At 48.1% G+C, this 22,197-nt stretch carries 19 protein-coding genes; 4 read left to right on the plus strand and 15 right to left on the minus strand.

The genetic code is table 11. The features are described from left to right. The first annotated feature begins 149 nt into the window (after positions 1–149). Positions 150–920, plus strand: coding sequence for a DeoR/GlpR family DNA-binding transcription regulator (locus NYE29_RS31650; protein ID WP_340899058.1), 771 nt, complete (start codon positions 150–152; stop codon positions 918–920). Between the two features lie 362 nt (positions 921–1,282). On the opposite strand, the gene treR is transcribed toward NYE29_RS31650, so the two are convergent. The 7 genes from treR to sbnA form a co-directional block, all read right to left on the minus strand. Further along, positions 1,283–2,014 carry a trehalose operon repressor gene (gene treR / locus NYE29_RS31655; RefSeq protein ID WP_076114387.1) on the minus strand — a complete coding sequence of 244 codons (732 nt, stop codon included), beginning with the start codon at positions 2,012–2,014 and terminating at the stop codon, positions 1,283–1,285. A 32-nt stretch (positions 2,015–2,046) separates the two neighbouring features. Beyond that, on the minus strand, positions 2,047–4,038 hold the full coding sequence (gene treP, locus NYE29_RS31660) for a PTS system trehalose-specific EIIBC component (RefSeq protein ID WP_340899060.1): 1,992 nt from the start codon (positions 4,036–4,038) through the stop codon (positions 2,047–2,049). 39 nt (positions 4,039–4,077) lie between these two features. Beyond that, complete coding sequence (gene treC, locus NYE29_RS31665) at positions 4,078–5,778, minus strand: alpha,alpha-phosphotrehalase (protein ID WP_340899062.1); 1,701 nt, start codon at positions 5,776–5,778, stop codon at positions 4,078–4,080. Positions 5,779–6,122: 344 nt separating this feature from the next. Further along, positions 6,123–6,944 carry a methyl-accepting chemotaxis protein gene (locus tag NYE29_RS31670; RefSeq protein ID WP_038589941.1) on the minus strand — a complete coding sequence of 274 codons (822 nt, stop codon included), beginning with the start codon at positions 6,942–6,944 and terminating at the stop codon, positions 6,123–6,125. Positions 6,945–7,036: 92 nt separating this feature from the next. Further along, positions 7,037–7,372 carry a potassium channel family protein gene (locus NYE29_RS31675; protein ID WP_340899064.1) on the minus strand — a complete coding sequence of 112 codons (336 nt, stop codon included), beginning with the start codon at positions 7,370–7,372 and terminating at the stop codon, positions 7,037–7,039. A gap of 719 nt (positions 7,373–8,091) precedes the next feature. Continuing rightward, a complete protein-coding gene (locus tag NYE29_RS31680; RefSeq protein WP_076114382.1) occupies positions 8,092–9,057 on the minus strand; it encodes a 2,3-diaminopropionate biosynthesis protein SbnB in 966 nt (321 codons plus the stop codon). A 20-nt stretch (positions 9,058–9,077) separates the two neighbouring features. Next, positions 9,078–11,282: a 2,3-diaminopropionate biosynthesis protein SbnA gene (gene sbnA / locus NYE29_RS31685; RefSeq protein ID WP_306080852.1), complete on the minus strand. Its 2,205-nt coding sequence runs from the start codon at positions 11,280–11,282 to the stop codon at positions 9,078–9,080. Between the two features lie 165 nt (positions 11,283–11,447). Between sbnA and NYE29_RS31690 the strand changes: the two genes are divergently transcribed. After that, a complete protein-coding gene (locus tag NYE29_RS31690) occupies positions 11,448–12,248 on the plus strand; it encodes a YheC/YheD family protein (protein ID WP_340899067.1) in 801 nt (266 codons plus the stop codon). A 79-nt stretch (positions 12,249–12,327) separates the two neighbouring features. Here NYE29_RS31690 and mnhG read toward each other — a convergent pair whose 3' ends face one another. Genes mnhG through NYE29_RS31720 form a run of 6 tightly spaced genes read right to left on the minus strand, consistent with a single transcriptional unit; the run spans position 12,328 to position 18,123 of the window. After that, positions 12,328–12,696, minus strand: a complete 369-nt coding sequence (gene mnhG / locus NYE29_RS31695) for a monovalent cation/H(+) antiporter subunit G (protein ID WP_076112376.1) — start codon at positions 12,694–12,696, stop codon at positions 12,328–12,330. Then, positions 12,686–12,979 (minus strand): Na(+)/H(+) antiporter subunit F1, encoded by a 294-nt coding sequence (locus NYE29_RS31700; protein ID WP_340899068.1) that lies wholly within the window; start codon positions 12,977–12,979, stop codon positions 12,686–12,688. Before NYE29_RS31700 ends, mnhG begins: the two co-directional genes overlap by 11 nt. After that, positions 12,979–13,455 carry a Na+/H+ antiporter subunit E gene (locus NYE29_RS31705; protein ID WP_076112374.1) on the minus strand — a complete coding sequence of 159 codons (477 nt, stop codon included), beginning with the start codon at positions 13,453–13,455 and terminating at the stop codon, positions 12,979–12,981. Before NYE29_RS31705 ends, NYE29_RS31700 begins: the two co-directional genes overlap by 1 nt. 5 nt (positions 13,456–13,460) lie before the next feature. After that, positions 13,461–14,936 carry a Na+/H+ antiporter subunit D gene (locus NYE29_RS31710; RefSeq protein ID WP_076112373.1) on the minus strand — a complete coding sequence of 492 codons (1,476 nt, stop codon included), beginning with the start codon at positions 14,934–14,936 and terminating at the stop codon, positions 13,461–13,463. Then, entirely contained in the window at positions 14,933–15,268 is a 336-nt protein-coding gene (locus NYE29_RS31715; protein ID WP_076112372.1) for a Na(+)/H(+) antiporter subunit C, read from the minus strand. Before NYE29_RS31715 ends, NYE29_RS31710 begins: the two co-directional genes overlap by 4 nt. After that, positions 15,256–18,123 carry a Na+/H+ antiporter subunit A gene (locus tag NYE29_RS31720; RefSeq protein WP_083675760.1) on the minus strand — a complete coding sequence of 956 codons (2,868 nt, stop codon included), beginning with the start codon at positions 18,121–18,123 and terminating at the stop codon, positions 15,256–15,258. The genes NYE29_RS31715 and NYE29_RS31720 overlap by 13 nt, the downstream gene beginning before the upstream one ends. Positions 18,124–18,449: 326 nt before the next feature. Here NYE29_RS31720 and NYE29_RS31725 point away from each other — a divergent pair, with 326 nt between their 5' ends. Together NYE29_RS31725 and NYE29_RS31730 are read left to right on the plus strand one after the other, a co-directional pair. Further along, entirely contained in the window at positions 18,450–19,157 is a 708-nt protein-coding gene (locus NYE29_RS31725; protein WP_038589919.1) for a response regulator transcription factor, read from the plus strand. Continuing rightward, positions 19,138–20,553 (plus strand): sensor histidine kinase, encoded by a 1,416-nt coding sequence (locus NYE29_RS31730; RefSeq protein ID WP_076112370.1) that lies wholly within the window; start codon positions 19,138–19,140, stop codon positions 20,551–20,553. The genes NYE29_RS31725 and NYE29_RS31730 overlap by 20 nt, the downstream gene beginning before the upstream one ends. Before the next feature lie 75 nt (positions 20,554–20,628). Here NYE29_RS31730 and NYE29_RS31735 read toward each other — a convergent pair whose 3' ends face one another. Together NYE29_RS31735 and NYE29_RS31740 are read right to left on the minus strand one after the other, a co-directional pair. After that, on the minus strand, positions 20,629–20,973 hold the full coding sequence (locus NYE29_RS31735) for an Asp23/Gls24 family envelope stress response protein (RefSeq protein ID WP_340899072.1): 345 nt from the start codon (positions 20,971–20,973) through the stop codon (positions 20,629–20,631). Between the two features lie 27 nt (positions 20,974–21,000). Then, the gene (locus tag NYE29_RS31740) at positions 21,001–22,080 is read right to left on the minus strand and encodes an AI-2E family transporter (protein ID WP_076112368.1); all 1,080 of its coding nucleotides are present in this window, start codon (positions 22,078–22,080) and stop codon (positions 21,001–21,003) included. Between the last annotated feature and the right edge of the window lie 117 nt (positions 22,081–22,197).

Here is a 22,197-nt window from a genome sequence, read left to right on the forward strand (position 1 = left end):
AAATGGAATGTCAACAAAAAACCACACATTAATGTGACTTTTTGTGGATTTTATTTTGTGAATGGCTAATAAATGTGGAATATCCTTTTATTTCTGAAGTGAATTGTAGTACACTAACCTTATAGATGTTTTAATGCAGGAGGAACTACATGAGAGCTTTTGAACGCCGGGAATATATTATCAACAAGCTGCACCGCTATAAGAAAGTCCATGTTGCTGATCTGGCACAGGATTTTGGAGTCTCCGAAGAAACGATAAGAAGAGATCTCGACAAGCTGGATAAAGAAGGAATTGCCAAGAAGAGCTATGGCGGAGCGGTTCTGAATGTTCACACCAATGAAGACCCCGCCTACTCCCTCCGGCATTCAGTCCATCTTGACGAGAAGCAGATGATCGCCGACAACGTGCTGGGATTGATCAATGATGGCGACAGCCTGATGACAGACACCAGTTCGACCGCTTTTGAAGCCTTAAGGAAAATAACCGATGTTAAACAAAATTTGACGGTGATCACCAATTCACTGGTAGTCCTGTCCGAGTTCCAGCATTCCGGCCACAAGCTGATCTCCACTGGTGGTGTGCTGGGTGCCGAGACGAACTCTTTTGTCGGACCAACTGCCTCCTATACTCTACAGAAGTACAATGTGGACGTCGCCTTGTTCAGCTGCAAAGCTCTATCTATGACAGGCGGGCTGAGTGATTCCAATGAAGCAGAGAGCGAGCTTAAGGTTCTGATGCAGCAGCAGGCGAGCAAGGTGATCCTGCTTGTGGACTATTCGAAATTCGACCGTATTGCCTTCATCAAATTGTTCAGCTTTGACAAGGTGGATTACATTGTGACAGACCGCAAGCCTTCGGAGGAATGGATTGACTTTTTCAAGGAGCATCAGATTTCACTGGTCTATGACCCCACAGAGTAGCCTGCAATCTCTACCCGGAAAGGGGGTGAACCCGCGAATGGTCTCAATAAATATAACTGCTGCAGCCGGTCCGCAGTGGCTCCCCTTTGTCCTCCTGGCTGTAGGCTTATGCTTGATTGGGCTGTTATGGGCTGTGTTCAAAAAAATGGACTGATGTTTTGTATGCGCTTTCTATTAACAATTTACCTTCCGTATTCTACCCGCATAAAGCTTCTACTCAACTTTCAGGTCTATCCATCATAATCCGGATTCCCTTCTTCATACAAAAAATCGGGTGCAATCCCTCTTTGACGGAGGAATCACACCCGATTTTTTCCAAGTGGAAACGGATACCGTCCTCAAAAGGACGGTATCCGTCAATGCTACAGATCGCTTTCGCTCTGAGCCCGCCGGGCAAAGTCCACGAACTGAAATTTATCCAGCCGGTGCCGCGATTCGGTATACTGGAACAGCTTGGTGTCCACCAGATGCACATAGTTGCGGACTACGACAATATGCTGATAATCGTGCAAATCAAGCAAAAGCTTGTCCTCCGGTGTGGCTTCTTCCACAGAGATCTCCTTTTTGGCGTAGCTGATCGTGAGATGAAGTTCTCCTTCCAAATACGCATAGATCGAATTCCCGGCGGTTTCAGCAGTGAGAGAAGGTACATAGGAGGTTAGAAAATAATCCTTATCCAGGATGATCTTCTCCCCATCAATCTCCCGGGCACGAACTACCTTCCAAAGCGGGCCCGGCTCCTTCATCTGAAGACGCCGTTCCTCCTCGGATGTACTGGGCACACAGCCGTTCTCATATACAATGGTACGTACGGAACGCCCCAGGTTCTTGGACACTTCCTTGAAGCTGACCAATCCGGAAACGGGGAAGTTCATCCGCTGGGTATCGAGTACAAAGGAACCTTTACCCTTAATCTTATGGATATAGCCATTCTGAGAGAGCATAAGCAAAGCCTTACGTACCGTCTCCCTTGAAGTTCCGTAAGCTTCAGCAAGCTCGCTTTCCGAGGGCAGCTTCTTGCCGGCAGGGAGCTGACCGGACTGAATCCGGGCCGAATAATCATTATAAATATGAAGATATATATTCTTATTCATCCTTAATCACCATGCCCATAGTACCACGATTGTTAACCTTTAAGATAGATCTTTAGAACAGGAACCGCCTGCCCCTGAACAGGATTTGAACTAGGGATCAGCTCCTCCACCCGTTCGATGATATCCTGCCCGTCAGGCACGATAACCGGTGAAGTCAGCGGGTATCCTGCTGCGGTAATAACATCCCGGTCGAATTCAAGCAGCAGCTGACCCGCCTTGACTTGATCTCCAGTGGCGGCATGAGCCGTAAATCCGCTGCCTTTCATCGAAACGGTATTGATGCCGATATGAATCAGAATCTGCACTCCCGTAGCATGCTCCAGAATCATCGCGTGCTTGCTCTTGATGACATGGGCGACCGTAGCGTCAAATGGAGCATACACTTTTCCTTCGGACGGATTTACCGCCACTCCTTTACCCATTTGCCGCTCGGCAAAGGCCGGGTCCGGCACTTCTTCCAGCGATACAATCTGTCCTCTCACCGGCGAGACGATTTCCAGAACATTCGCTGCTGATTCTTTGGTATCAGCCTTCTCTTGAATCATCGGAGGAAGGGAAGCCGGAGTTGTGGCCTGGACGTTATCCGCCTTTGCGTTATTATCCGGTTCTTCTCCTCCACGGCCGCGGATCTTGCCGAACAATACGGTAGCTCCGAAAGGAATGATTAATACAATGGCCATGCCGACAAAGAATATTCCCCATTGATTCGGGAAGATGGACAGGAAGCCGGGAATCCCGCCGACCCCGATGGAGGATGCCAGTACATTATTGAGCGCCAGCAGTATGCCCGCCAGACCCGAACCGATCATCCCGAAGATAAACGGATACTTATAACGGATGTTAACCCCGAAGATCGCCGGTTCTGTAACCCCCAGGAAGGCAGAAATGGAAGAGGTCACGGCCAGACCTTTCGTCTTCTCCTGCTTGGCCACGAACAGCATCCCGAGTGCAGCTGCACCCTGTGCAATGTTGGACAACGCCAGCATCGGCCAGAGGAAGGTTCCTCCTCCGGAACCGATCAGCTGAATATCCACAGCAAGGAACGTATGGTGCATGCCGGTAATAACCAACAGTGCGTACAGCCCCCCATAAATGAGTCCTCCCAGCGCCGGGAAGGAGCCAAAGATGTTGACCAGCCCCGTTGTAATAGCGTTGGCAATCATAAATGTAACCGGACCGATAACCGTAAACGCCAGAAATCCTGTAACCAGCAGCGCTACCGGTGCAACGACCAGCAGCTTGATGGAATCATGCACACGCTTGTTAAGCCAGCGCTCCAGCCGGGCAAGCAGATAAGCGGAGACCAGCACCGGGAGCACCTGTCCCTGATAGCCGATCTTGTTAACTTCCCAGCCGAATAAATTCCAGACCGGAACCGTACCTTCCAGCTTGGCATCCGCATATCCGTATGCACTGAGCAGATCAGGATGAACCAGGATAAGACCGAGCACAATCCCCAGCAGCGGACTGCCGCCGAACCGGGTTACTGCCGACCATCCAATAAGTGCGGGCAGGAACGTAAAGGCCGTACTGGCAATCGTATTGATAATCGAAGCGATGTCCTTCCACTGCGGATACACATCCACCAGGGAACGTTCGTCGAAAAAGATGCCGGGACCCGTCAGAATGTTGTTGATCCCAAGCAGCAGACCTGCCATCACAATGGCCGGGAGGATCGGAATAAAGATATCCGCAAGTGTCTTGATTGCCTGCTGCAGCGGATTCTGGTGTTTGCTGGCCGCCGTCTTTACCTCATCTTTCGAAGAACGGGCTCCGCCGGTAATGTCGATCATTTCTTCATACACTTTGTCCACCAGTCCCGGACCGATAATCACTTGAAATTGGCCTTGGGAAGAAAAATGCCCTTTCACCAGATCATTCCGCTCCAGCGCAGAGGTATCAACCTTGCCCTCGTCTTTCAAGGCAAATCTCAGCCTTGTGACACAGTGCGTGGCTGCTTCGATATTGTCTTTTCCGCCGATGGCCTGTACGATCTGCTCCACGTTTTGCCGGTTAATCGCCATGTTCTCACTCCTTAATTAAGTTAGGTTATATTCGTGCTGTTAACGGATAATCCACATGTAGGATGCATAAGGTGATAGCTCAACCGTCTGGCCCCATGCCGGGGTCTGCGGGGTGTTTCCGATCAGCAGCTCTGCTTCCTTACCCTTGACCGTCTCCCAGAACACTTCGGCTGCAGTAAATACTACATGTTCACCGCTGAAATTGGATACGACGACCAGTATTTCGGTTTCGTTAATCCGGGCATACGCGTAAATCTGAGGATGGGCCTCATCAAGCCGGACATAACGTCCGTTGGTAAGCACTTCTTCCTGCTTGCGCAGACGGATCAGCTTACGGTAATGCGCCAGGATGGAAGTCGGATCTCCAAGCTGTGCTTTGACGTTGATCTCCTTGTAACTCTCATCCACCTTCAGCCATGGGGTTCCGCTGGTAAATCCGGCATTCGCTGTCCCGTCCCACTGCATCGGTGTCCGCGAATTATCGCGGGAGCGTTCCCGGATGATGGCGAGTGCTTCATCCGCTGACAGGCCTCTTTCCTGCAGAATCTTGAACATATTGGTGGATTCGATATCATTGAACTCACTAATGTCCAGCCATTTCGGATTTGCCATTCCGATCTCTTCACCCTGGTACACATACGGTGTACCCTGCAGCCCGTGGAGTGTCGTCGCCAGCATCTTGGCACTCTCCACCCGGTAGATTCCGTCATCCGCAAAACGGGACAAAGCCCGCGGCTGATCATGATTGTTCCAGAAGAGTGCGTTCCAGCCCCCTCCCCGCTGCATTCCAGACTGCCATTTCGTGAACAGCTGCTTCAATTCCTCGAAATCGTAAGGATTCAGTTCCCACTTCTGCCCGTTCCGGTAGTCCACTTTCAGATGGTGAAAGTTGAAGGTCATGGAGAATTCCTTCTCCTCCGGATTGGAATAGCGGATACAGTGCTCCAGTGTAGTTGAAGACATCTCTCCTACAGTTACAAGATTGTATGGACCAAAGACCTTGGCATACAGCTCCTTGATGTATTCATGCACCCGAGGTCCGTCCGTATAGTAACGCCGTCCGTCGCCGGGTGAAATACTTCCGTCATCCTCCGGAAACCCCTGATCCTTAGAGATCAGGTTGATTACATCCATACGGAATCCGCTGACTCCCTTCTCCGCCCAAAAAATCATCAGGCCGGCCACTTCCTGCCGCACCTGCTCGTTCTCCCAGTTCAGATCGGCCTGTGTCTTATCAAACAGTGTCAAAAAATACTGGCCCGTTGTCTCTTCCCACTGCCATGCAGGTCCGCCAAACTTGGACTGCCAGTTGTTCGGAGGGCCGCCGTCCGGTGCTGCATCTTTCCAGATATAATAATTGCGGTAAGCATTGTCCTTCGATTTGCGGGCTTCCTGAAACCAGGGATGCTCTGTTGAGGAATGGTTGACCACAATATCCGTCATCAGATGCATGCCGCGCTTCTTAAGCTCATGCATCAGCTCATCGAAGTCCTCCATCGTTCCGAAAGTGGGGTCAATCCGCCGGTAATCCGCGACATCGTAACCGTTATCATTTTGCGGGGATACATAAACCGGCTGCAGCCAAACGATATCAATGCCCAGGTCCTGCAAATAATCCAGCTTCCGGGTCAAACCTTTTATATCACCCGTTCCGCTCCCGGTCGTATCCTTGAAGCTTTTCGGATAGACCTGATACACCGTTGATTTCCGCCACCATTGTTGTTCAGGTGTATTTGCCATTTATTTGTCCCTCCTAGTTGTATGTAGCATTTTCCACCCATTATAGGTTTAGCTCACTTCTCTCAAACCTGTATATACAAGATGGATTGTACACCTGTATATACAGGTTGTCAAACCTGAAAATGCCTCTATTTCACCATGATGCAACACAGAGTGCATGCCACCATGAAATACAGCTATGTCACTTACTTAAACTAGATAGGCCAATTATTAACAAGTAATTATCAATAATACCTCCTGCCTGAACAGGAGAGACCTCATCTGGACTTCTTCATAGCAAAAAGCCCCGCAAATAAGTGTCCTCATTTGCGGGGCTAATATAGTTGCAGCCAATTTTGCCGAGCTTATTGAAGAATGGATGAAATGAACTTTTCCATCTCACTGCTAGTCTCATTCAGGCGCTCAATAAGCTCGCTGAACTGGGTGACCAATTCGGCCTGTGCAGAGGAAGAATCCGCAATGGCTTCAATTTCCTGTTCCATCTGCAGAATGGAATGCTGCACGGTGCTGAGTGAATCTTCGATCGTCTTTGTCGCTTCCTTTGTGTTGACGGAAAGCTTGCGCACTTCGGTAGCCACTACACCGAAACCTGCACCCTGCTCCCCTACGCGGGCCGCTTCAATCGCTGCATTCAGCCCAAGCAGATTCGTCTGTTCCGAGATTTCACGGATAAAGCCGGCCACCTTGTTCACCTGCTTTGACTCCTCAACCGTCTTGCGCGAATTCTCCAGAATTTGGGCCGTCGTAGCTGACAGCTCTTCGGACTGTGCGGCAACGTTCTGGACCATATCCATCAATTGGCCACTGATCTGGTTGATACTATCAGTCAGCTGTTCCATTTTGTCTTCGTTCTCAAGCGTATAAGCAATCGCAAATGCCCCGATAATCTCCCCTTCATCTCCGTAAATCGGCACTGCCGAGGAGATTACAGTCGCACCGTACAGCTCGGCAGACAGACGATTCGTCGTAGCACGTCCTGCAAGGGCGTTTCCGAGCGACGGGTCATCCTCTGGAACAGGACTTCCCTTGGTCAGGCCAAAATCGAGTACCTTGCTGGGTGCGTAGTAATGAAAGATCTCCTTATCCGTAATCCCAATCATAATATCCTGTGCATGAATTTGCTTAATCATTGGTGCAGCCAATACAAGTGCGGTCAAATTATCCATGATGCATCTCCTAAATGTGAATGTTTTTAATTATTATCGTCACATACAGTTCATAAATTAAGAAGAAATTATTCTGTTCTGTTTGCTGCGGATCAATCACTTTCCTTGTCCGTTTGTTTGATCAAGAAGTAAGCGATGTAGCCGATCATCCCCAGGAATAACCCGGTGCCAACGATGATGTAGATAATAGTAAAAGTTTTCCCTAAAGTGGTTTGCGGAACAAAGGTAGGATGTCCGATTGTACTAAGTGTGGCTACGCAAAAATAGATCGCGTCAATCACAGAGAGTCCTTCCTCTTTGACATAAAAAATAGTTCCGGAGGTCAGCGTGATGACCACCAATACGAGCAATGCCTGAAAATTCTTAAGCTTGAGCGCCCGCCATAAGCCGGTCACCAGACGCTTAAGCGTAAGCAAAAATGATAACATGGGCAGCACCTTTCAACTATTTCAGATTGTGAATTTTATAATTCAGTATAATCGGCTAGCTGAAGAAAGTATAGTTCTGCTTTCATGGGTAGAATTACCGAGCCGGCATAGAACGCAACTGCGGTGAATGTTTGGACTTCCGGCCGCTGTTGTCTACAGATTTCTTGATGAATACCGCTTATAGCGGTAGAAATCCGCAGACAAAGGCGGTCGCTATCGCTCCTACAGTTCCAAACTTCCCCTCCGCTGCTTTTGCCTCTAGGTGTTCTTTAGTTCAACTTATATTGTTTGTATTTTCCGAAATTCAAAAAATACTCAAATGGATGGACAAACTGTTGTGATGGATACAAAACCTGAGAATCAATGACTTTGCAATAACTTATAGAAGCAATAACACATTTCAGCTCACCATAAATGCAACAAACATAACCGGTGAAAGTATTCCTAAGGGTAAGGCTGACATTCATCCACTTGTTTCTTTTGGGGCTGAGTATGGAGGTTTTGCTAGCGACTCTTATAGTCGTCCAGTTTATCCAGCAATTCGAGAAATTAATGTAAATGGTAATATATCTATATCACAAAACTTTCCTCAAAAAGAAGTTAACTATATTATTACGGTGGCAAGATTATTTACAGAATAGAACACAAACAGCGCGTGCCAGTATCCATTGGCTCGCGCTGTTTGTGTTAGATCTACCTCATCATACATTCAAAACACCTTACTCAAGCTCGCTCCCAATCCCTTTCTCCCTGGCCTTCTTTACATAATATACCGCTGTTGCAATATCGAAGACAGCCATCCCCATCGGGCAGAAAAAGACCGGCTCATCTTCGGCGAATTCAGTCAGGCCGCTTCGGCAGACGACGTCGCTAATCTTAAGGGTGCCGGTACGGGTCAGCCCCTGTTCCAGATGGAGCCGCTCGATGTCTGTATTCTCGCGGCACACTTCATCCCAATCGTCGACAATGACAGCTTTCACCGAAGCTAACGCCTCCGGCTTATAATCACGCAGAGAAACATTCAGCAGAAGACAACCTTTTGCAGGGGGAAGATCGATATACCGGTGATCGGATACGGTACATGTGATGAAGATATTGGACTTCAGATAGACGTCCGCCCAGGTCTCTGCCACTTCAATCCTGTCCCTGTAACAGGACTGAATTCCTGACAGATCAGCTCCCCTTAGATCGAAGATGCGGATACGTTCAATTCGATCACCGTACAGAGCCATTGCCATTTGAAAATGATGCTGCCCAATCGGCCCCCAGCCGATAATGCCGAGCTGAATCTTTTCCAGCGGCCGCGCCTGCATAAAGTGACGGATCATCAGCCCGCTGATGGAAGCTGTCCTGACGATGCTGGGCAGCGGCGAGTTCAGAACGGCTGAAGGCTGGCCCGTATGGGGATCATTCAATATGATGACGCTATGCGCGCGGGGAAGACCGGCCCCGATATTATCCGGGAAGCTGGAAATCCACTTGATCCCTGCTGCATTCACGTCTCCCCCTACATACGCGGGCATTGCAATAATCCGGTTTTGAGGATGGTTATACCTTAGATAAGGCTTAACTGGCTGTGCGTAATCACCGGAATCAAGAATGCGCACCGCAGATTCTGCAGACTCCACAAGGTCAGGCCACTCAAGGCCTATCGCCTGGATATCCTGGTCATTTAAGTACAGCATGCCACTCCCTCCTTTGGCTATTAGGTAGGGACATCTCCGTCTTCAGACGAGAGATCCCGGCCGAACTGGTTCTGAATCCATGAGTCCGAATATACGGTATCGAGGTAACGTTCTCCCTTGTCATGCAGAATGACCGCGCAGTGAGATCCCGGAGTTATTTCTTGCTCCATACGCTTGACGGCGGCAATAATCCCTCCGGAGGATGCACCGGCCAGGATCGATTCATTCTGCGAGAGCGCCCGGCAGCCTTTTATGATCTCCCAGTCCGAAACATACACGATATGGTCGATTAGATCTTTTCTGCAGAAAGGCGGTACAATGCCGGCACCCAGTCCGGGGAAACGCCGGCTGCCCTTATTTCCGCCAAAAATAACGCTGCCCTCCGCGTCGACAGCCACGATCTTGGTCTTTAGCCCATGATCCCTTGCGTATTCCGCCAGCCCCCTGATCGTGCCGCATGTACTGACACTGCAAAACAAATAATCCACCCGGCCAAGTTCGGTCACGATCTCTTTCATGGTCGTATGATAGTGGGCCAGATAATTATTTTCGTTTCCATACTGATTCGGCCAAAAGCTGCCGGGTATCTCTGCCAATAACTGCTGTACGCGTGTGAGCCTCGCAGGCAGAAACTCGCCTGTTTCCGGGTCTGGCTCCGCGACATAGTCGATTTTTGCATCCAAAGCCTTCAGGATCTGAATATTCGTTTCGGTTGTTCGGGGGTCGATAACGCTGATAAACCGCAGCCCCAAATATTTGCAAATCATTGCCAGGCTAATCGCCATATTCCCCGAACTCGATTCAATAATGACAGTTCCAGACCTAATTCTACCTTCCTTCCAAGCTTCCTGGATCATCCGCAAGGCAGGACGGTCTTTCGCACTTCCGCCCGGATTCAGCAGCTCCATTTTGGCGTAGACCTCAAACCCGCTGTTCTGGAACAGGTTGCTCAGCTTGATCAAGGGCGTATTTCCGATGGTCGACAGTATGCCGCCATTCAAGTTCATCTTTGCCCTGTCTTTATCTTTCTGGTAATATATCTTTTTGTTCTTTACCTGCCCGCTCTCCAGCGTCTCGCCATTGGCCACTATAAAGACTTCAATATCGTCAAGCAGATGATTCCGAATCATCATGCCGATTTCCGGAATGCACTCTCTGATTTCCTCCCTGATTGCCGGAGCCGTGGAGTTAACTGCTGATTTACTTTTGATATAAATGGTCAGCGCATTGTTCCTTACCTTCACCCGGATGATTGCATCTTCTATATGACGGTATACAACCTGTTCGATATCGTACAGGCTAATTTTTTCTCCATGCTTCAGTTCCCGGCCCACCCGTTTGACGATTGAGGCAAAACTCTGCTTTTCCACACCGCCTATCATCACAGGTCTGAAATCCCTTACCACATCATAGGTAACAAAACGAATGGCTGGCATCATCTTGCGGACGGTTGAAGTAAGAACCAGAATACTTTCATTTTTACCCAGCGGCCTTAAATCCCCGCCTAACGCCTCTGTCCCGAGCCCTTCCGCAAATATCCCGTCGGCAAGGATGTATCTGCCTAGCTCATGAGAGTAATAAGCGATCGTGCCCATTTCAATGGAGCCATACGTATCGACGATGTCCCTTGGATCAAGACCGAACAGGCGCGACATATTCCGCTGCCATCCCAGTGTGGCGATTTCCCCGACCAGAATAATCTTGCGGATGCCGAAGTCACGCGGATTTCCGGCGGCATATACGATATGGTCAAGGATGGAAGGCATCGTATACAGCAGCTCAGGCTTAAAGGCTTGCAGCCGTTCAATGTGCTGTTCGATGGGAAGATCAAAGGGTATTGAACTCTTTTCGAGTCCCAGCCGCTCAAATATGGACAGGGCCGTGTTCGCTGCATGTCCGGTACCCATGTCCGCCAAAGCCCTTGTGCAGCCGCTTCCCGCAAGCAGCTCACCGAACAGCTTTGTTTTGATATCAATGTAGTTTTTATCGTCTTCCTCTGAGTAGAATATCGCTTTTCGGCGGCCCGTGCTTGTGCCCGAGGTCCGGTATACGGCCAGAGAAGGGTCACTAAATTGGGTATAATAATGGGTATCCAGAATCTCCGACGTCATAAGCGGAAGGTTCTGTAAGCTATAACTCGTCTTCTCCCCGCCGATCAGCCTCTTGTACCAAGGAAAAACCCCGGTGACTTCTAGCACCTTATCCTGCAAATTGCCGAGCAGCATCTTCGCCGCCTCCTATTGGCCGCATGCTGCAGCCTCATTAGATAAACACCTGCAATAATCTTATGTAGAATTCTCGAAGTGTGTTCTATTGCTGTGTAGATGCCCAATCAAAAACTAAACATTTCCGTAATATAGCCTATGGAACTATAGAGACGGAGGGACAAAATGAAGAAGCAAATAAGGCATATATCCAATAAGCTGACGAAGACAAAGGTGATGGCCCGAAGCCAAGAATTAAGGACATACATCCCGGTAACGAGAAAAATGGATCAAAGCACACTGCATGAGATGCTGCAAAAATATAATATGGTCTACATTAAGCCCTGCTGCGGATCCTTGGGTAAAGGTGTGATGCGGATGGAAAGGACCGCCCGGAAGGATCGGATTCAATACAGCTATCAGGCAGGTACGCATGTACGCAGCTTCCCGGATTACGACACGGCTTATCGCGCAATCTTAAAGGAGACCCAGGGGAAGTCCTATTTGGTACAGAAAGGGATCCGGCTTTTGGTTTATGAGGGCCGGCCCTTCGATATCCGGGTGATGGTGCAGCGAAATCTTAAGGGTGGGTGGGATGCTACGGGGGTTGCAGGACGCGTGGCGCATCCCCGCAAGGTTGTTACAAACGGGAGCCAGGGGGGGACGATTTATCCGGTTGAAGTATTGTTGAACGCCTACACTAGCCTGGAGAAGCGTAAAGCATTGATCTCGGCCCTGAAGGAAATGGGTGTGAAGTCCGCCAAGCAGCTAAGCACAACCTTTCCCGCCCTCCAGGAAATCGGCGTGGATATTGCCTTGGACCGGCGCCTCAAGCCCTGGATTCTGGAAGTGAATACTTCCCCCGATCCTTGTCCGTTTACCAAGCTGAAGGACAAAAGCATGATTAAACGGATCGTAAAATACGCTAACGCCTATGGCCGCACATATAATCTGAAGTGTATGAAGTCTAAACAGGGTGTGGTGTAAACTGCGGGGTTGTCTGCGGAACAACGCAGCCGGAAGCGGCGAATTGTGGAGCTGCTCTTCCACAGCTCGCCTGTTCCTGTCAGCGATCTTGCTCTACAGGCAGTGCCTGATCCTCTTCCATGGAGGGCTTCAGGTCATCCTGAATGCTGCCTTGCCACAACGGGACTCCCGACCGGTAGGCTGATCTGCCGTTTAAATGACCTGCTACCGGAGAGGTAATGAATACAAAGACGATAGCAAGCAGCAGCTTATAGCTGACCGTTCCATCGTGAAACAGGAAGTAGACAAACGCTCCGCTCAGCACACAGAGCACCCCAAGTGTTGCGCTTTTGGTAGCGGCGTGAGAACGCAGGTACACATCGGGCAGCCGCACCAAACCGAATGCGCTCAGAGCGCAGAATACAGCGCCAAGCAGCACCAGAATCGAACTGAACAACTCACCGGTCATGCCTGTCACCTCCCTCTTCAAATACAATGCCCCGTTCAATATATCTGGCCAGCGCCGTCGTTCCTATAAAAGTAAGAATGCCTATCACCAGAATAATCTCAAGAAAATCCTGTGTGTCCAGCAGCATAGAGACTACCGCAATCATGGCCAGCACATGGATGCCTATCGTATCCAGTGCAGCAACCCGGTCAGAACGGGTCGGTCCTTTAAGCAGACGGTACAGACAGGCCAGCATAGCCACCGATAGTATAATCAGCGCTGCAGTTAACAAAGTCAGACTCATCAGCGGGTCACCTCCATTATGGCTTGCTCAAAAGTGCCTCTGATCTGCTCGGTAAGCAGCTGTGCATCTTCAATATCAATGGCATGGATGTACAGGATCTTTCCATCTCCCGAAACATCAAGTGTCAGTGTTCCCGGTGTCAGACAAATCAAACAGGATAATAAAGTGACTTCCCACGCGGATGTTAAGGCAGTCTCATAAGCAAAAATACCGGGACGTATAGCCAGCCTTGGACGAACGATATGACCGATCACCACAAAGCTCGATACCAGCAGCTCGCGGATAAATATCAGCAGCAGCTTCAGCATTGCCCATACCCGTTTGAGATAGAAGGGCTGCGTCCAGGATTTCCGCAGGATCAGCAGAATGAACACTCCAAGCACATACCCCACGATAAAGCTTGAGCCCGAACTGTTGTTATTCAGCAGCATCCACATGAAAGCAATCATCAGGTTAAACAGTATTTGCAAAGCCATCTCCTCTACTCCTTCATTACAGCTTCAATATAAAGCCCGGGTGAGACCAAGATATCTCCGGCCTGTGATACATAGGTGTATACCCACTCCGCCCCAATGCCCATTGCAATAACAAGAACAAGCAGTCCGGCAGCAACGGCCGAAGCACTTTTTAAGTTGACCTTTGGTAATTCTTTCTCCGGTTCATTCCCCCAAAATGCCAGTCTGAACACCTTCATCAAGGAATACAGTACAAGAAAGCTTGACGCCAGACCAATCAGAGACAAGGTCAACATGCCGGTATCCAACCCTCCGCGAATGATCATAACCTTGCCGGCAAAGCCGCTGAGCGGAGGAATCCCCACAAGAGCAAGCGCCAGTATAAAAAACATCCAGCCGATCAAGGGGTACTTTCTGATCATCCCCCCCATGTTCTTCAAGTGTTCCGTTCCTGCAGCAGAGATGATTATTCCTCCTAGAATAAACATCAGTGCTTTCGCCAGCATATCATGGAGCAAATAGAATACCGCCCCGTTCAGAGAATCAGGTGTCCCAACTGCAAGACCAAAGGCGACAAAACCAACGCTGATGATGACATTGTAATTAAGAATACGGGGAATATCCTGATAGGCTACAGCTCCCAATCCGCCCAGAATCATTGTAGCCGCCGCCATCCAGGTTATCCAAGGCTGGGTGAAGCCCGGATCGTTTACGAACAGGAGGGTAAATGTACGAATAATTGCATACAAGCCCACTTTAGTCAACAGTGCGCCAAACAAAGCCCTGACCGCCGCCGGAGGTGCACTATACGATCCAGGCAGCCAATAAAACAGAAAGAGTCCGGCCTTTAAAGAAAATACAATCAGAAACAAAATGGCTATTACATTAAGTACGCCGTCTTGCCCCGCTTCGGCAATACGCTGGGACAAATGGGCCATGTTGAGCGTGCCCACTGCTGCATAGAGATAAGCTACCGCCGCCACGAACAGTGTGGAGGATACGATGTTTATCAGCAAATATTTGGACGTCTCCCGGAGCTGGAGCTTCGTCCCGCCAATAGAAATAAGCGCATAGGAAGAAATGAGCATCACCTCGAAGAAGACGAACAGATTGAAGATGTCCCCTGTAAGGAAGGAACCGTATACCCCTACAAGCAAGAAATGAAAAAAGGTATAGTAGTAAAACCGCTCCCGCTCCTCACCTATACTGCGGAAGGAGTAGAGCAATATGGCAAAGCTGACCAACGAAGCCGTCAGCAGCAGCAATGACGCTAACATATCGCCAACGAACACAATGCCGTAAGGCGGGGACCATCCCCCCATCTGCAGGGTTTGTATACCCTTATCGTGTACGCGTGAGACCAGGACAGCAGCAATGCCGATATTCAGTAATCCGCTGGCGGAGCTGATCCAGCGCTGGAGCCGGATTCTTTCTTTCAGGAAGATCAGGATCACAGCTGTACACAGGGGGATCAGAATCGGCAGCACCAACAGATTGCTCATTCTTTCTCCTCCTTGATACTGTCGATTTCATCCGTACCCAGTGTCTGGTAGGAACGGTAGGCCAGAACAAAATAGAATGCAGTCACTCCAAAGCTGATCACAATGGAGGTTAAGATCAGCGCCTGCGGCAGGGGATCGACATAAGTCTTCGCATTGTCTCCCAGCACCGGTGCAGCGCCTTTTTTGAGTCCGGCCATCGTGAGGAGCAGCAGATGGACACCATGTGTCAGCAGGGAAGTTCCCAGCACAATGCGCAGCAGACTTTTGGACAGAATCAGATACACACCAATTGTAAATAAAATCCCTACAGCCACCGCCATTATGAGTTCCATTGTTTATCCCCCCCGATTGATAATATGATGTTCATGGTTACACCCACTACGGCCAAATACACGCCCAGGTCAAACAGAACCGCAGTCGCAAGCTCTGTATCCCCGAGTATAGGCAGTTGAAAATGACCAAAGGCATGACTGAGAAACGGTGCATTAAAAATGAAGGAGCCTGATGCCGTAACAATCGCGATCAGTAATCCGACTCCAGTAATCAAGCGGTAGTTCACCGGAAGAACCTTACGGACTGTATCCATGCCAAAAGCGACAGCCATCAGAACAAGCGCGGCGGAAGTCATCAGCGCTCCAATAAAACCTCCCCCCGGATGGTTGTGGCCCGCAAAGAACAAATACAAGGAGAACGTAAGTATAATGAGAACAATTCCCTTAGACATGGTCTGCAGGATCACATCATTACTCCGCAGCCGCAAGGCTGAGTTTCCAGAATGGACTTTTCCGGATTCAGTCTGACCAGGTTCCATTCTTAAATGAATCAAGCCATAGATGGCCATTGAGGCGATACCGAGCACCATAATTTCAAACAAGGTATCAAAGCCGCGGAAATCCACCAGAATGACGTTGACTACATTTTTACCGCCGGCTGAATTGTAGCTTTCTTTCAGGAAAAACTCGGAAATCGGTTCAAAGGGACTGCTCCCCATCGCTGCCAAAGCAATTAAAGTTGTCGTGATACCAACACCAAGGGCGATAATCAAATTCGGCAGCTTAAACCGCAGGCGTTCCTTCTCCTTCTTCAGCTTCGGAAGATATCTGAAGCAGAGAAGGAAGAGAATGACCGACACCGTCTCTATCATCATTTGCGTAAGCGCGAGATCAGGCGCCCGGAAGATGACGAACAATAGCGTTACCATATAGCCGACACAGCCAGTGAATAAAATGGCACTGACCCGCGATTTGGCAAAAGGCACCGCGAATGCCGCAAGCAGCATAACGGCTATTACCGCTGTCTCATAAAGGGACAATGGCGCATAGTGATCCATGCCGAAGCTGATACCCGGTTCTCCAATTAGAGCAGCGAGCAACGCAATAATAAAGAAGCTGAAAATATACAGCAAATAATGACGGTTGGAGCCGGTCATATAAGCATTGGTCAGGCGTTTTGAGCCCCGCTCCAACAATTGAAGGCTCCCATCATAGAGATGGTTGAGCGTTTTCCGTCCGCTTGGCTTACGGTCCAATACCCGCAACCGGCTGTAGCTTCGGTATAACAGCACACCGGCAGCGATAACACCTATGGTCATAAATATCTCCGGTGTCCAGCCATGCCAGAAATGAATCGAGACCTCGAACGTATCTTCAGGCGCCAATACCCCGTTATGGATCGACGCCATGGCCGGCTCAATCAGCGAATTAGAAACAAGCTTAGGAAAGAAAGCAAAGACTACAGCAAGGGAGACCAGCATCACTGGTGACAGCAGAAGGCCAAGCGGCGCTTCATGCGGCATTTTATCCAGTTTAGCCTTCTGAAGTTTACCCCCAAAGGTCTTAAAGACGAGAATCATACTGTACACAAAGGTAAACACACTGGCAAGCCAGGCGGCTACCGGAAAAATCCCCATCCAGGAGCCAGTATTCAGTATGTCGAACTCACGGATATTCAGCATAGCGGTAAAGAACATTTCTTTACTGAGGAACCCGCTGAACGGCGGCAAGCCCGCCATGGAGAATGCGCCGATCAACGCAACCGAGAAAGTAATGGGCATGAGAGACATCAGCCCGCCCAGCTTGCGGAGATCCCGGGTACCCGTTTCATGGTCAATAATTCCGACAACCATAAACAAGCTGCCTTTAAAAACAGCATGATTCAGGAGATGAAAGAGGGCCGCTGTAGTAGCCATAGTATAGAAAACAGCTTCTTCCTTCCCGGCAAAAAAGGAAGCCGCCGAACCAAGTCCCAGCAGAGACATGATCAGACCGAGCTGGCTGATGGTAGAGTACGCAAGTAAGCCTTTGAGATCGCTTTGGTTAATCGCTTTAAATGCTCCATAGATCAGTGTCACCATTCCTGTGAGCGAAACCAGCCAGAACCACCCAGATTGACCTGCAAATACAGGGGTGAGCCGTGCAACCAAATAGATTCCCGCCTTAACCATCGTAGCCGAATGAAGATAGGCGCTGACCGGTGTCGGTGCTTCCATCGCATCAGGCAGCCAGATATGAAATGGAAATTGCGCGGATTTCGTGAACGCTCCCAGCAGGATCAGCAGCATCGCCGGGATAAACATGGAATAGCCCGGCAAAGATCCGGCTACAGCTACAATTTCCCGGATACTGTAAGTTCCAGTCATGACGTATAACAGATTAAATCCGGCAAACATAGCCAGACCGCCAAACACCGTAATGAGCATCGACTTCATTGCACCGTAGCGCGACCTTTCCCGGCGGTGCCAGAATGCAATCAGCAGGAATGATGAAATACTGGTGAGCTCCCAGAACCCGTATAGAACCATCAGATTATCTGACAGCACAACACCCAGCATCGCCCCCATAAACATCAGCAGGTACATGTAGAATGGGCGAATTCCTTCGCTGTGCTTACTCAAATAATAAATCGAATAGAGCACCACCAGAGCGCCCATTCCGGTAATCAGCAAAACAAACAACAGGCTGAGTCCATCCAGGTAAAGTGTAATATCGACTCCAAGTGAAGGCATCCAGGAGAAGCTTGTCATTAGATTTGATCCTGCTTGAATACTTGGGATTCTTGTCAGGAAGTAGAGAAATAGAGCTGCAGGCAAGGGCAGAACAATCCAGCCCACATGAAAACGCGGCAAATATTTAGTAAGCGGAATAAATGCAGCAAGCACAAATGGAAGTAAAATTACAAGATGCAGCACGGTCCAGCACTCCTCCTCTTTTATTCATGTTCTAGTTTTCTGCTATTGCGGTTGTATCCATTCATTCTGTACAATTCTCAGCTATTGATAATTAACTTATTTTCCCAGTAAAAAAACACAAAAAGAGCCCGCTTTTGGCAGGCTCCTCCGTTTGATTCCGTATACAATTAAAGATAATTATACAGTCAGCGCAAGAAACTGTAAAGCCCCGTTCGAACGAATGAAAAAAAGCTAAAAACAATATTCCATAAATATTTATCCAATCTTTAGGTTTGGTTTAGAATGGATAAAGGTTAGAGAGTTATATTGAGTAGGGGTGATTTTTTATATTTACGATACTGATCGCTGATGACGAACTCGAAATCGTCGAATTGCTGCAGCTTTACCTTGAAAAGGACTACCATATTTTGAAGGCTACCAACGGTATGGACGCTTTACATATCATTGGGGAGCATACCATTGATTTAGCTATTCTCGATATTATGATGCCGGGGATGGATGGATTACAGCTGCTTAAGAGTATTCGCCGGGCGTATCATTTTCCCGTCCTGTTCTTATCGGCCAAAAGCCAGCATCATGACAAAATTCTCGGTCTGGAGCTCGGAGCGGATGATTATATCTCTAAGCCCTTTAATCCGCTGGAGGTCGTTGCCCGTGTCAATGCTTTGCTGAGGAGAGTCCATCATTTTGATGTTTCCCCTGTGGAGAAGGAGCCGGCGGTTGAGAAAATTGTACTTGGAGCACTGACACTAGATCTGAGCGAGTGTGTTCTATATGTCTCAGGGGAACCGGTTGTATTGACCTCCACTGAATATAAAATCCTTAAGCTGATGATGGAGGAACCGGGGCGGGTGTTCACGCGCAAGCGAATTTATGAAGCGGTTTGGGAAGACTTCTATATGTATGAGGACAACAGTATCATGGTACATATCAGCAACATCCGTGAGAAGATTGAGTTGGATTCCAAGAAACCTGAGTATCTGAAAACCATCCGGGGATTGGGGTACAAAATTAATGCGCCTGTGGAGAACTAGAAACCAACGGCCGCTGCAGACGTCGCTAGCCCTTGACTTTTTACGGTTTCTTGTCATTGTTCTTGTCATTTCGCTTGGCGCCTATTTGTTTATACAACTGGATGTGACGCAAAAACTAAAGGATTATCAACTTGCGGATCCGGATTTAAAGGTCACGGCAAGCCAATATTTGAATAATCCCAAATCCGGACCGGAAACCGAGAAATTGCTGCGCAGCCGGGGCTGGCTTGAAATCTTGGACGGAAGCAAGCTCATCAAAGAAGTGATCGGAAATAAACAGGATCAGATGATTAGCTACTCTGAGGAACAATTGTATAAACTGCTTGAGAATGATCGAAGTCAGGATTATTACTATTCATTGTCCCGCTACCCGGGCCCTGGTTCGACAGACTGGCTGCTGCTGAAAATCCCACGGGACCGTATTGACATCTCCATTAACAGCTACCCGTTTATGTCCTATTTTAACCATTCGGTTACCTTCTATATTTTGATTGGAGCGATGGTGCTTCTGGTGCTGGTTGTTGTTTACAGCTATTCTGTAGCCCGGCGAATTCTCAAACCGCTCAAAACAATTAACGAAGGATTAAAGGAAATGATCCAAGGCAATTACAGCACCAGGATCTCTGTTCATGCAGAGCAGGAATTCGAGCAAATGGCTGAAACGTTCAACTACATGGCGGATATGATTGAGAAAACTACCAAGGCTACGCGGCTGGCGGAAGAAAGCAAGCAGCGGATGATGATGGACCTCTCTCATGATCTGAAGACCCCGGTCACCAGCATCCAGGGTTATGCGCAAGCCCTGTATGAAGGCCGCGTCGAGGATGTGGAAAGACAGCGAAAATATCTGTCCTATATTCACAATAAGTCCTCTCAAGTCACTAAATTAATTCAAAATATGATGGAACTGCTCAAAACAGATTCACCGGATTTCCTGTTGAAAATGGGGCATCACGAGCTTGGCGACTTCCTGCGGGAAATTATCGCCGATTCGTATGGAGAAATCGAACAAAAGCGGTTTACGCTTCAGTTCCAAGTACCCGATCAGGATGTTTATGCGCTCTTTGATCCTGAACTGCTGTCACGAGTGGTCTATAATCTGATCACCAATGCTCTGACTTATAATCCGCCCGGAACGAATCTTCGGATTGAGCTCATTCCCCAGGCCACCCGAATGGTCATTGAAATTGCCGATAACGGTGTGGGGATTCCTCAAGAACTCAGATCCACCCTTTTCGATCCCTTTGTACGGGGAGATGAAGCCAGAACGGCATCTGGAGGAACCGGCTTAGGCTTGGCTATAGCCCTGAAAAATACGGAAAGAATGGGCGGAACTTTGGAACTGGCCAACCCTGGGAAGGAATCAACCGTTTTTAAGATTAGTTTACAAAAATAGTCTAGCTCCAAAAAAATAGCGGCAGTCAAGGACGATAGAATAAGGTCCTCGACTGCCGCTATTTTATTGAAAAATTCAAATTTGCTCCGGTAAAATGCCAACCACGGTCACATTCACTTGCGACACTTTTAATCCAGTCAGTATTTCAAGGCTGCTCTTAATTTTTTGCTGCAAAAGCTGCGCAAGCTGGTGAAGAGGAGTGCCGAGCACAAAAATCGGAAATATGTGAACCGCCAGCTCTCCCCCGTTTATCTGGAGGTCAATAGCTTTATAGAAGTCATCTTTGTTTTTGCGTTTTGTTTTGCCTTCCATAAGCGCCTTCACTTCTTCTGCTTCTTGAATCGCCTTGCCGGCAATCTTCAATATGGCCCGATTTGAAATCGTAATATTACCTCTATATCCGTTATTTAAGTTATTCATCCCATCGCCTCCTTCGATTTATACGAACTATAGTCCCTCCCATTTTTCTTTAAAGAACAAATGATACGTATGCTTAGATATAATTTTGATGACCATATACACAGGAATAATGATCAGCATGCCAATGAATCCAAAGAAATTCCCCACTCCCAATACAAGAACTGTTGTGGTAATGGGATGAATATCAAGGCTTTTGCCAAAGACCAGCGGTGAAATGATGTTATCCTGAACCTGCTGTGCCAACAGGATAATAACCAAAGCCCACAATCCCACAGCAGGAGATTCAACCAGACCTACAATCACAATAGGAACAGATGAGATAATGGCCCCAAAATAAGGAATAAAGTTCATGATGACGGCAATCAGTGTCAATACAAGCGCATAAGGTAACCCTATCAAAAGGAATCCGAAATACATCAGGACACCCAGCGCCAGATTTACGACAACTCTGCTAACGATATAGCTGCTGAGCGCGGCATCGATTTCCTTTGTAATTGTACTGATTTTTTCACGAGAACGTTTGGGAACAGCTCTTACGATGATTTTCCCGAATTTGTCGCCCTCCTTAAGCATGTAGAACAACAATATTGGAAAGGTAAACAGTATAATCGCTAAGTTGGAGACCGCTGAAAATAACCCTGTGACATAACTGGTTAATAAAGTGAACCCCTTGTTTAAATATTCATTTAATTGGGAGAGCAGGCTGAAATCTTCGGGGAAAATCTTCGAGAAAACTCCCGTCTTCTCCAACTCCACAATTTTATCGTTTAATAAATTGAAAAGATGAGGCGCATTTTGCACCAGATTTATTAATTGCGATTTCAAGGGAGGCCAGACACCCCCAAAGAATGCCATTACAATGATAAACAAGAAAAGGTAAATCAGAAGGATCGCCGGTGTTCGCTTCAATTTCCACTTTTCCAGCAGAGGAATTAAAGGCCGCAGGATATAGTAGAAAAAAACAGCTAACAGCATCGGGATGAGAATCACACCCGTCAGCGCCTTAAAGGGTTTAAAAATAAAATCTACTAAAGAACCCACATAAATGATTGCAAGGACCAGCAGTATTGCTTTACCTATAGTAAGGAATTTATTCACATTTTTCATCTGCCATCTCCTGCTCTATCCAGCTTATTTGTATTAATATAACGTTCCAATCTTTATACACTCTAAACTGAACCTAAAGATTAGATAAATATTTATAGTATCTGAAGCATACGACAG

This window comes from Paenibacillus sp. FSL M7-1046, assembly GCF_038007405.1.
In the GTDB taxonomy this organism is placed as follows: Bacteria; Bacillota; Bacilli; order Paenibacillales; family Paenibacillaceae; genus Paenibacillus_AQ.

Coding starts and splice junctions, on each gene's coding strand:
- NYE29_RS31680 (WP_076114382.1), bottom strand. CDS start 9,057: ATGCTGTACTTAAATGACCAGGATATCCAGGCGATAGGCCTTGAGTGG.
- treC (WP_340899062.1), bottom strand. CDS start 5,778: ATGGCAAATACACCTGAACAACAATGGTGGCGGAAATCAACGGTGTAT.
- NYE29_RS31675 (WP_340899064.1), bottom strand. CDS start 7,372: ATGTTATCATTTTTGCTTACGCTTAAGCGTCTGGTGACCGGCTTATGG.
- treR (WP_076114387.1), bottom strand. CDS start 2,014: ATGAATAAGAATATATATCTTCATATTTATAATGATTATTCGGCCCGG.
- NYE29_RS31740 (WP_076112368.1), bottom strand. CDS start 22,080: ATGAAAAATGTGAATAAATTCCTTACTATAGGTAAAGCAATACTGCTG.
- NYE29_RS31705 (WP_076112374.1), bottom strand. CDS start 13,455: ATGGCTTTGCAAATACTGTTTAACCTGATGATTGCTTTCATGTGGATG.
- NYE29_RS31670 (WP_038589941.1), bottom strand. CDS start 6,944: ATGGATAATTTGACCGCACTTGTATTGGCTGCACCAATGATTAAGCAA.
- NYE29_RS31690 (WP_340899067.1), top strand. CDS start 11,448: ATGAAGAAGCAAATAAGGCATATATCCAATAAGCTGACGAAGACAAAG.
- NYE29_RS31730 (WP_076112370.1), top strand. CDS start 19,138: ATGCGCCTGTGGAGAACTAGAAACCAACGGCCGCTGCAGACGTCGCTA.
- NYE29_RS31715 (WP_076112372.1), bottom strand. CDS start 15,268: ATGGAACTCATAATGGCGGTGGCTGTAGGGATTTTATTTACAATTGGT.
- NYE29_RS31710 (WP_076112373.1), bottom strand. CDS start 14,936: ATGAGCAATCTGTTGGTGCTGCCGATTCTGATCCCCCTGTGTACAGCT.
- treP (WP_340899060.1), bottom strand. CDS start 4,038: ATGGCGATTAACCGGCAAAACGTGGAGCAGATCGTACAGGCCATCGGC.
- mnhG (WP_076112376.1), bottom strand. CDS start 12,696: ATGACCGGTGAGTTGTTCAGTTCGATTCTGGTGCTGCTTGGCGCTGTA.
- NYE29_RS31700 (WP_340899068.1), bottom strand. CDS start 12,979: ATGAGTCTGACTTTGTTAACTGCAGCGCTGATTATACTATCGGTGGCT.
- NYE29_RS31735 (WP_340899072.1), bottom strand. CDS start 20,973: ATGAATAACTTAAATAACGGATATAGAGGTAATATTACGATTTCAAAT.
- sbnA (WP_306080852.1), bottom strand. CDS start 11,282: ATGCTGCTCGGCAATTTGCAGGATAAGGTGCTAGAAGTCACCGGGGTT.
- NYE29_RS31650 (WP_340899058.1), top strand. CDS start 150: ATGAGAGCTTTTGAACGCCGGGAATATATTATCAACAAGCTGCACCGC.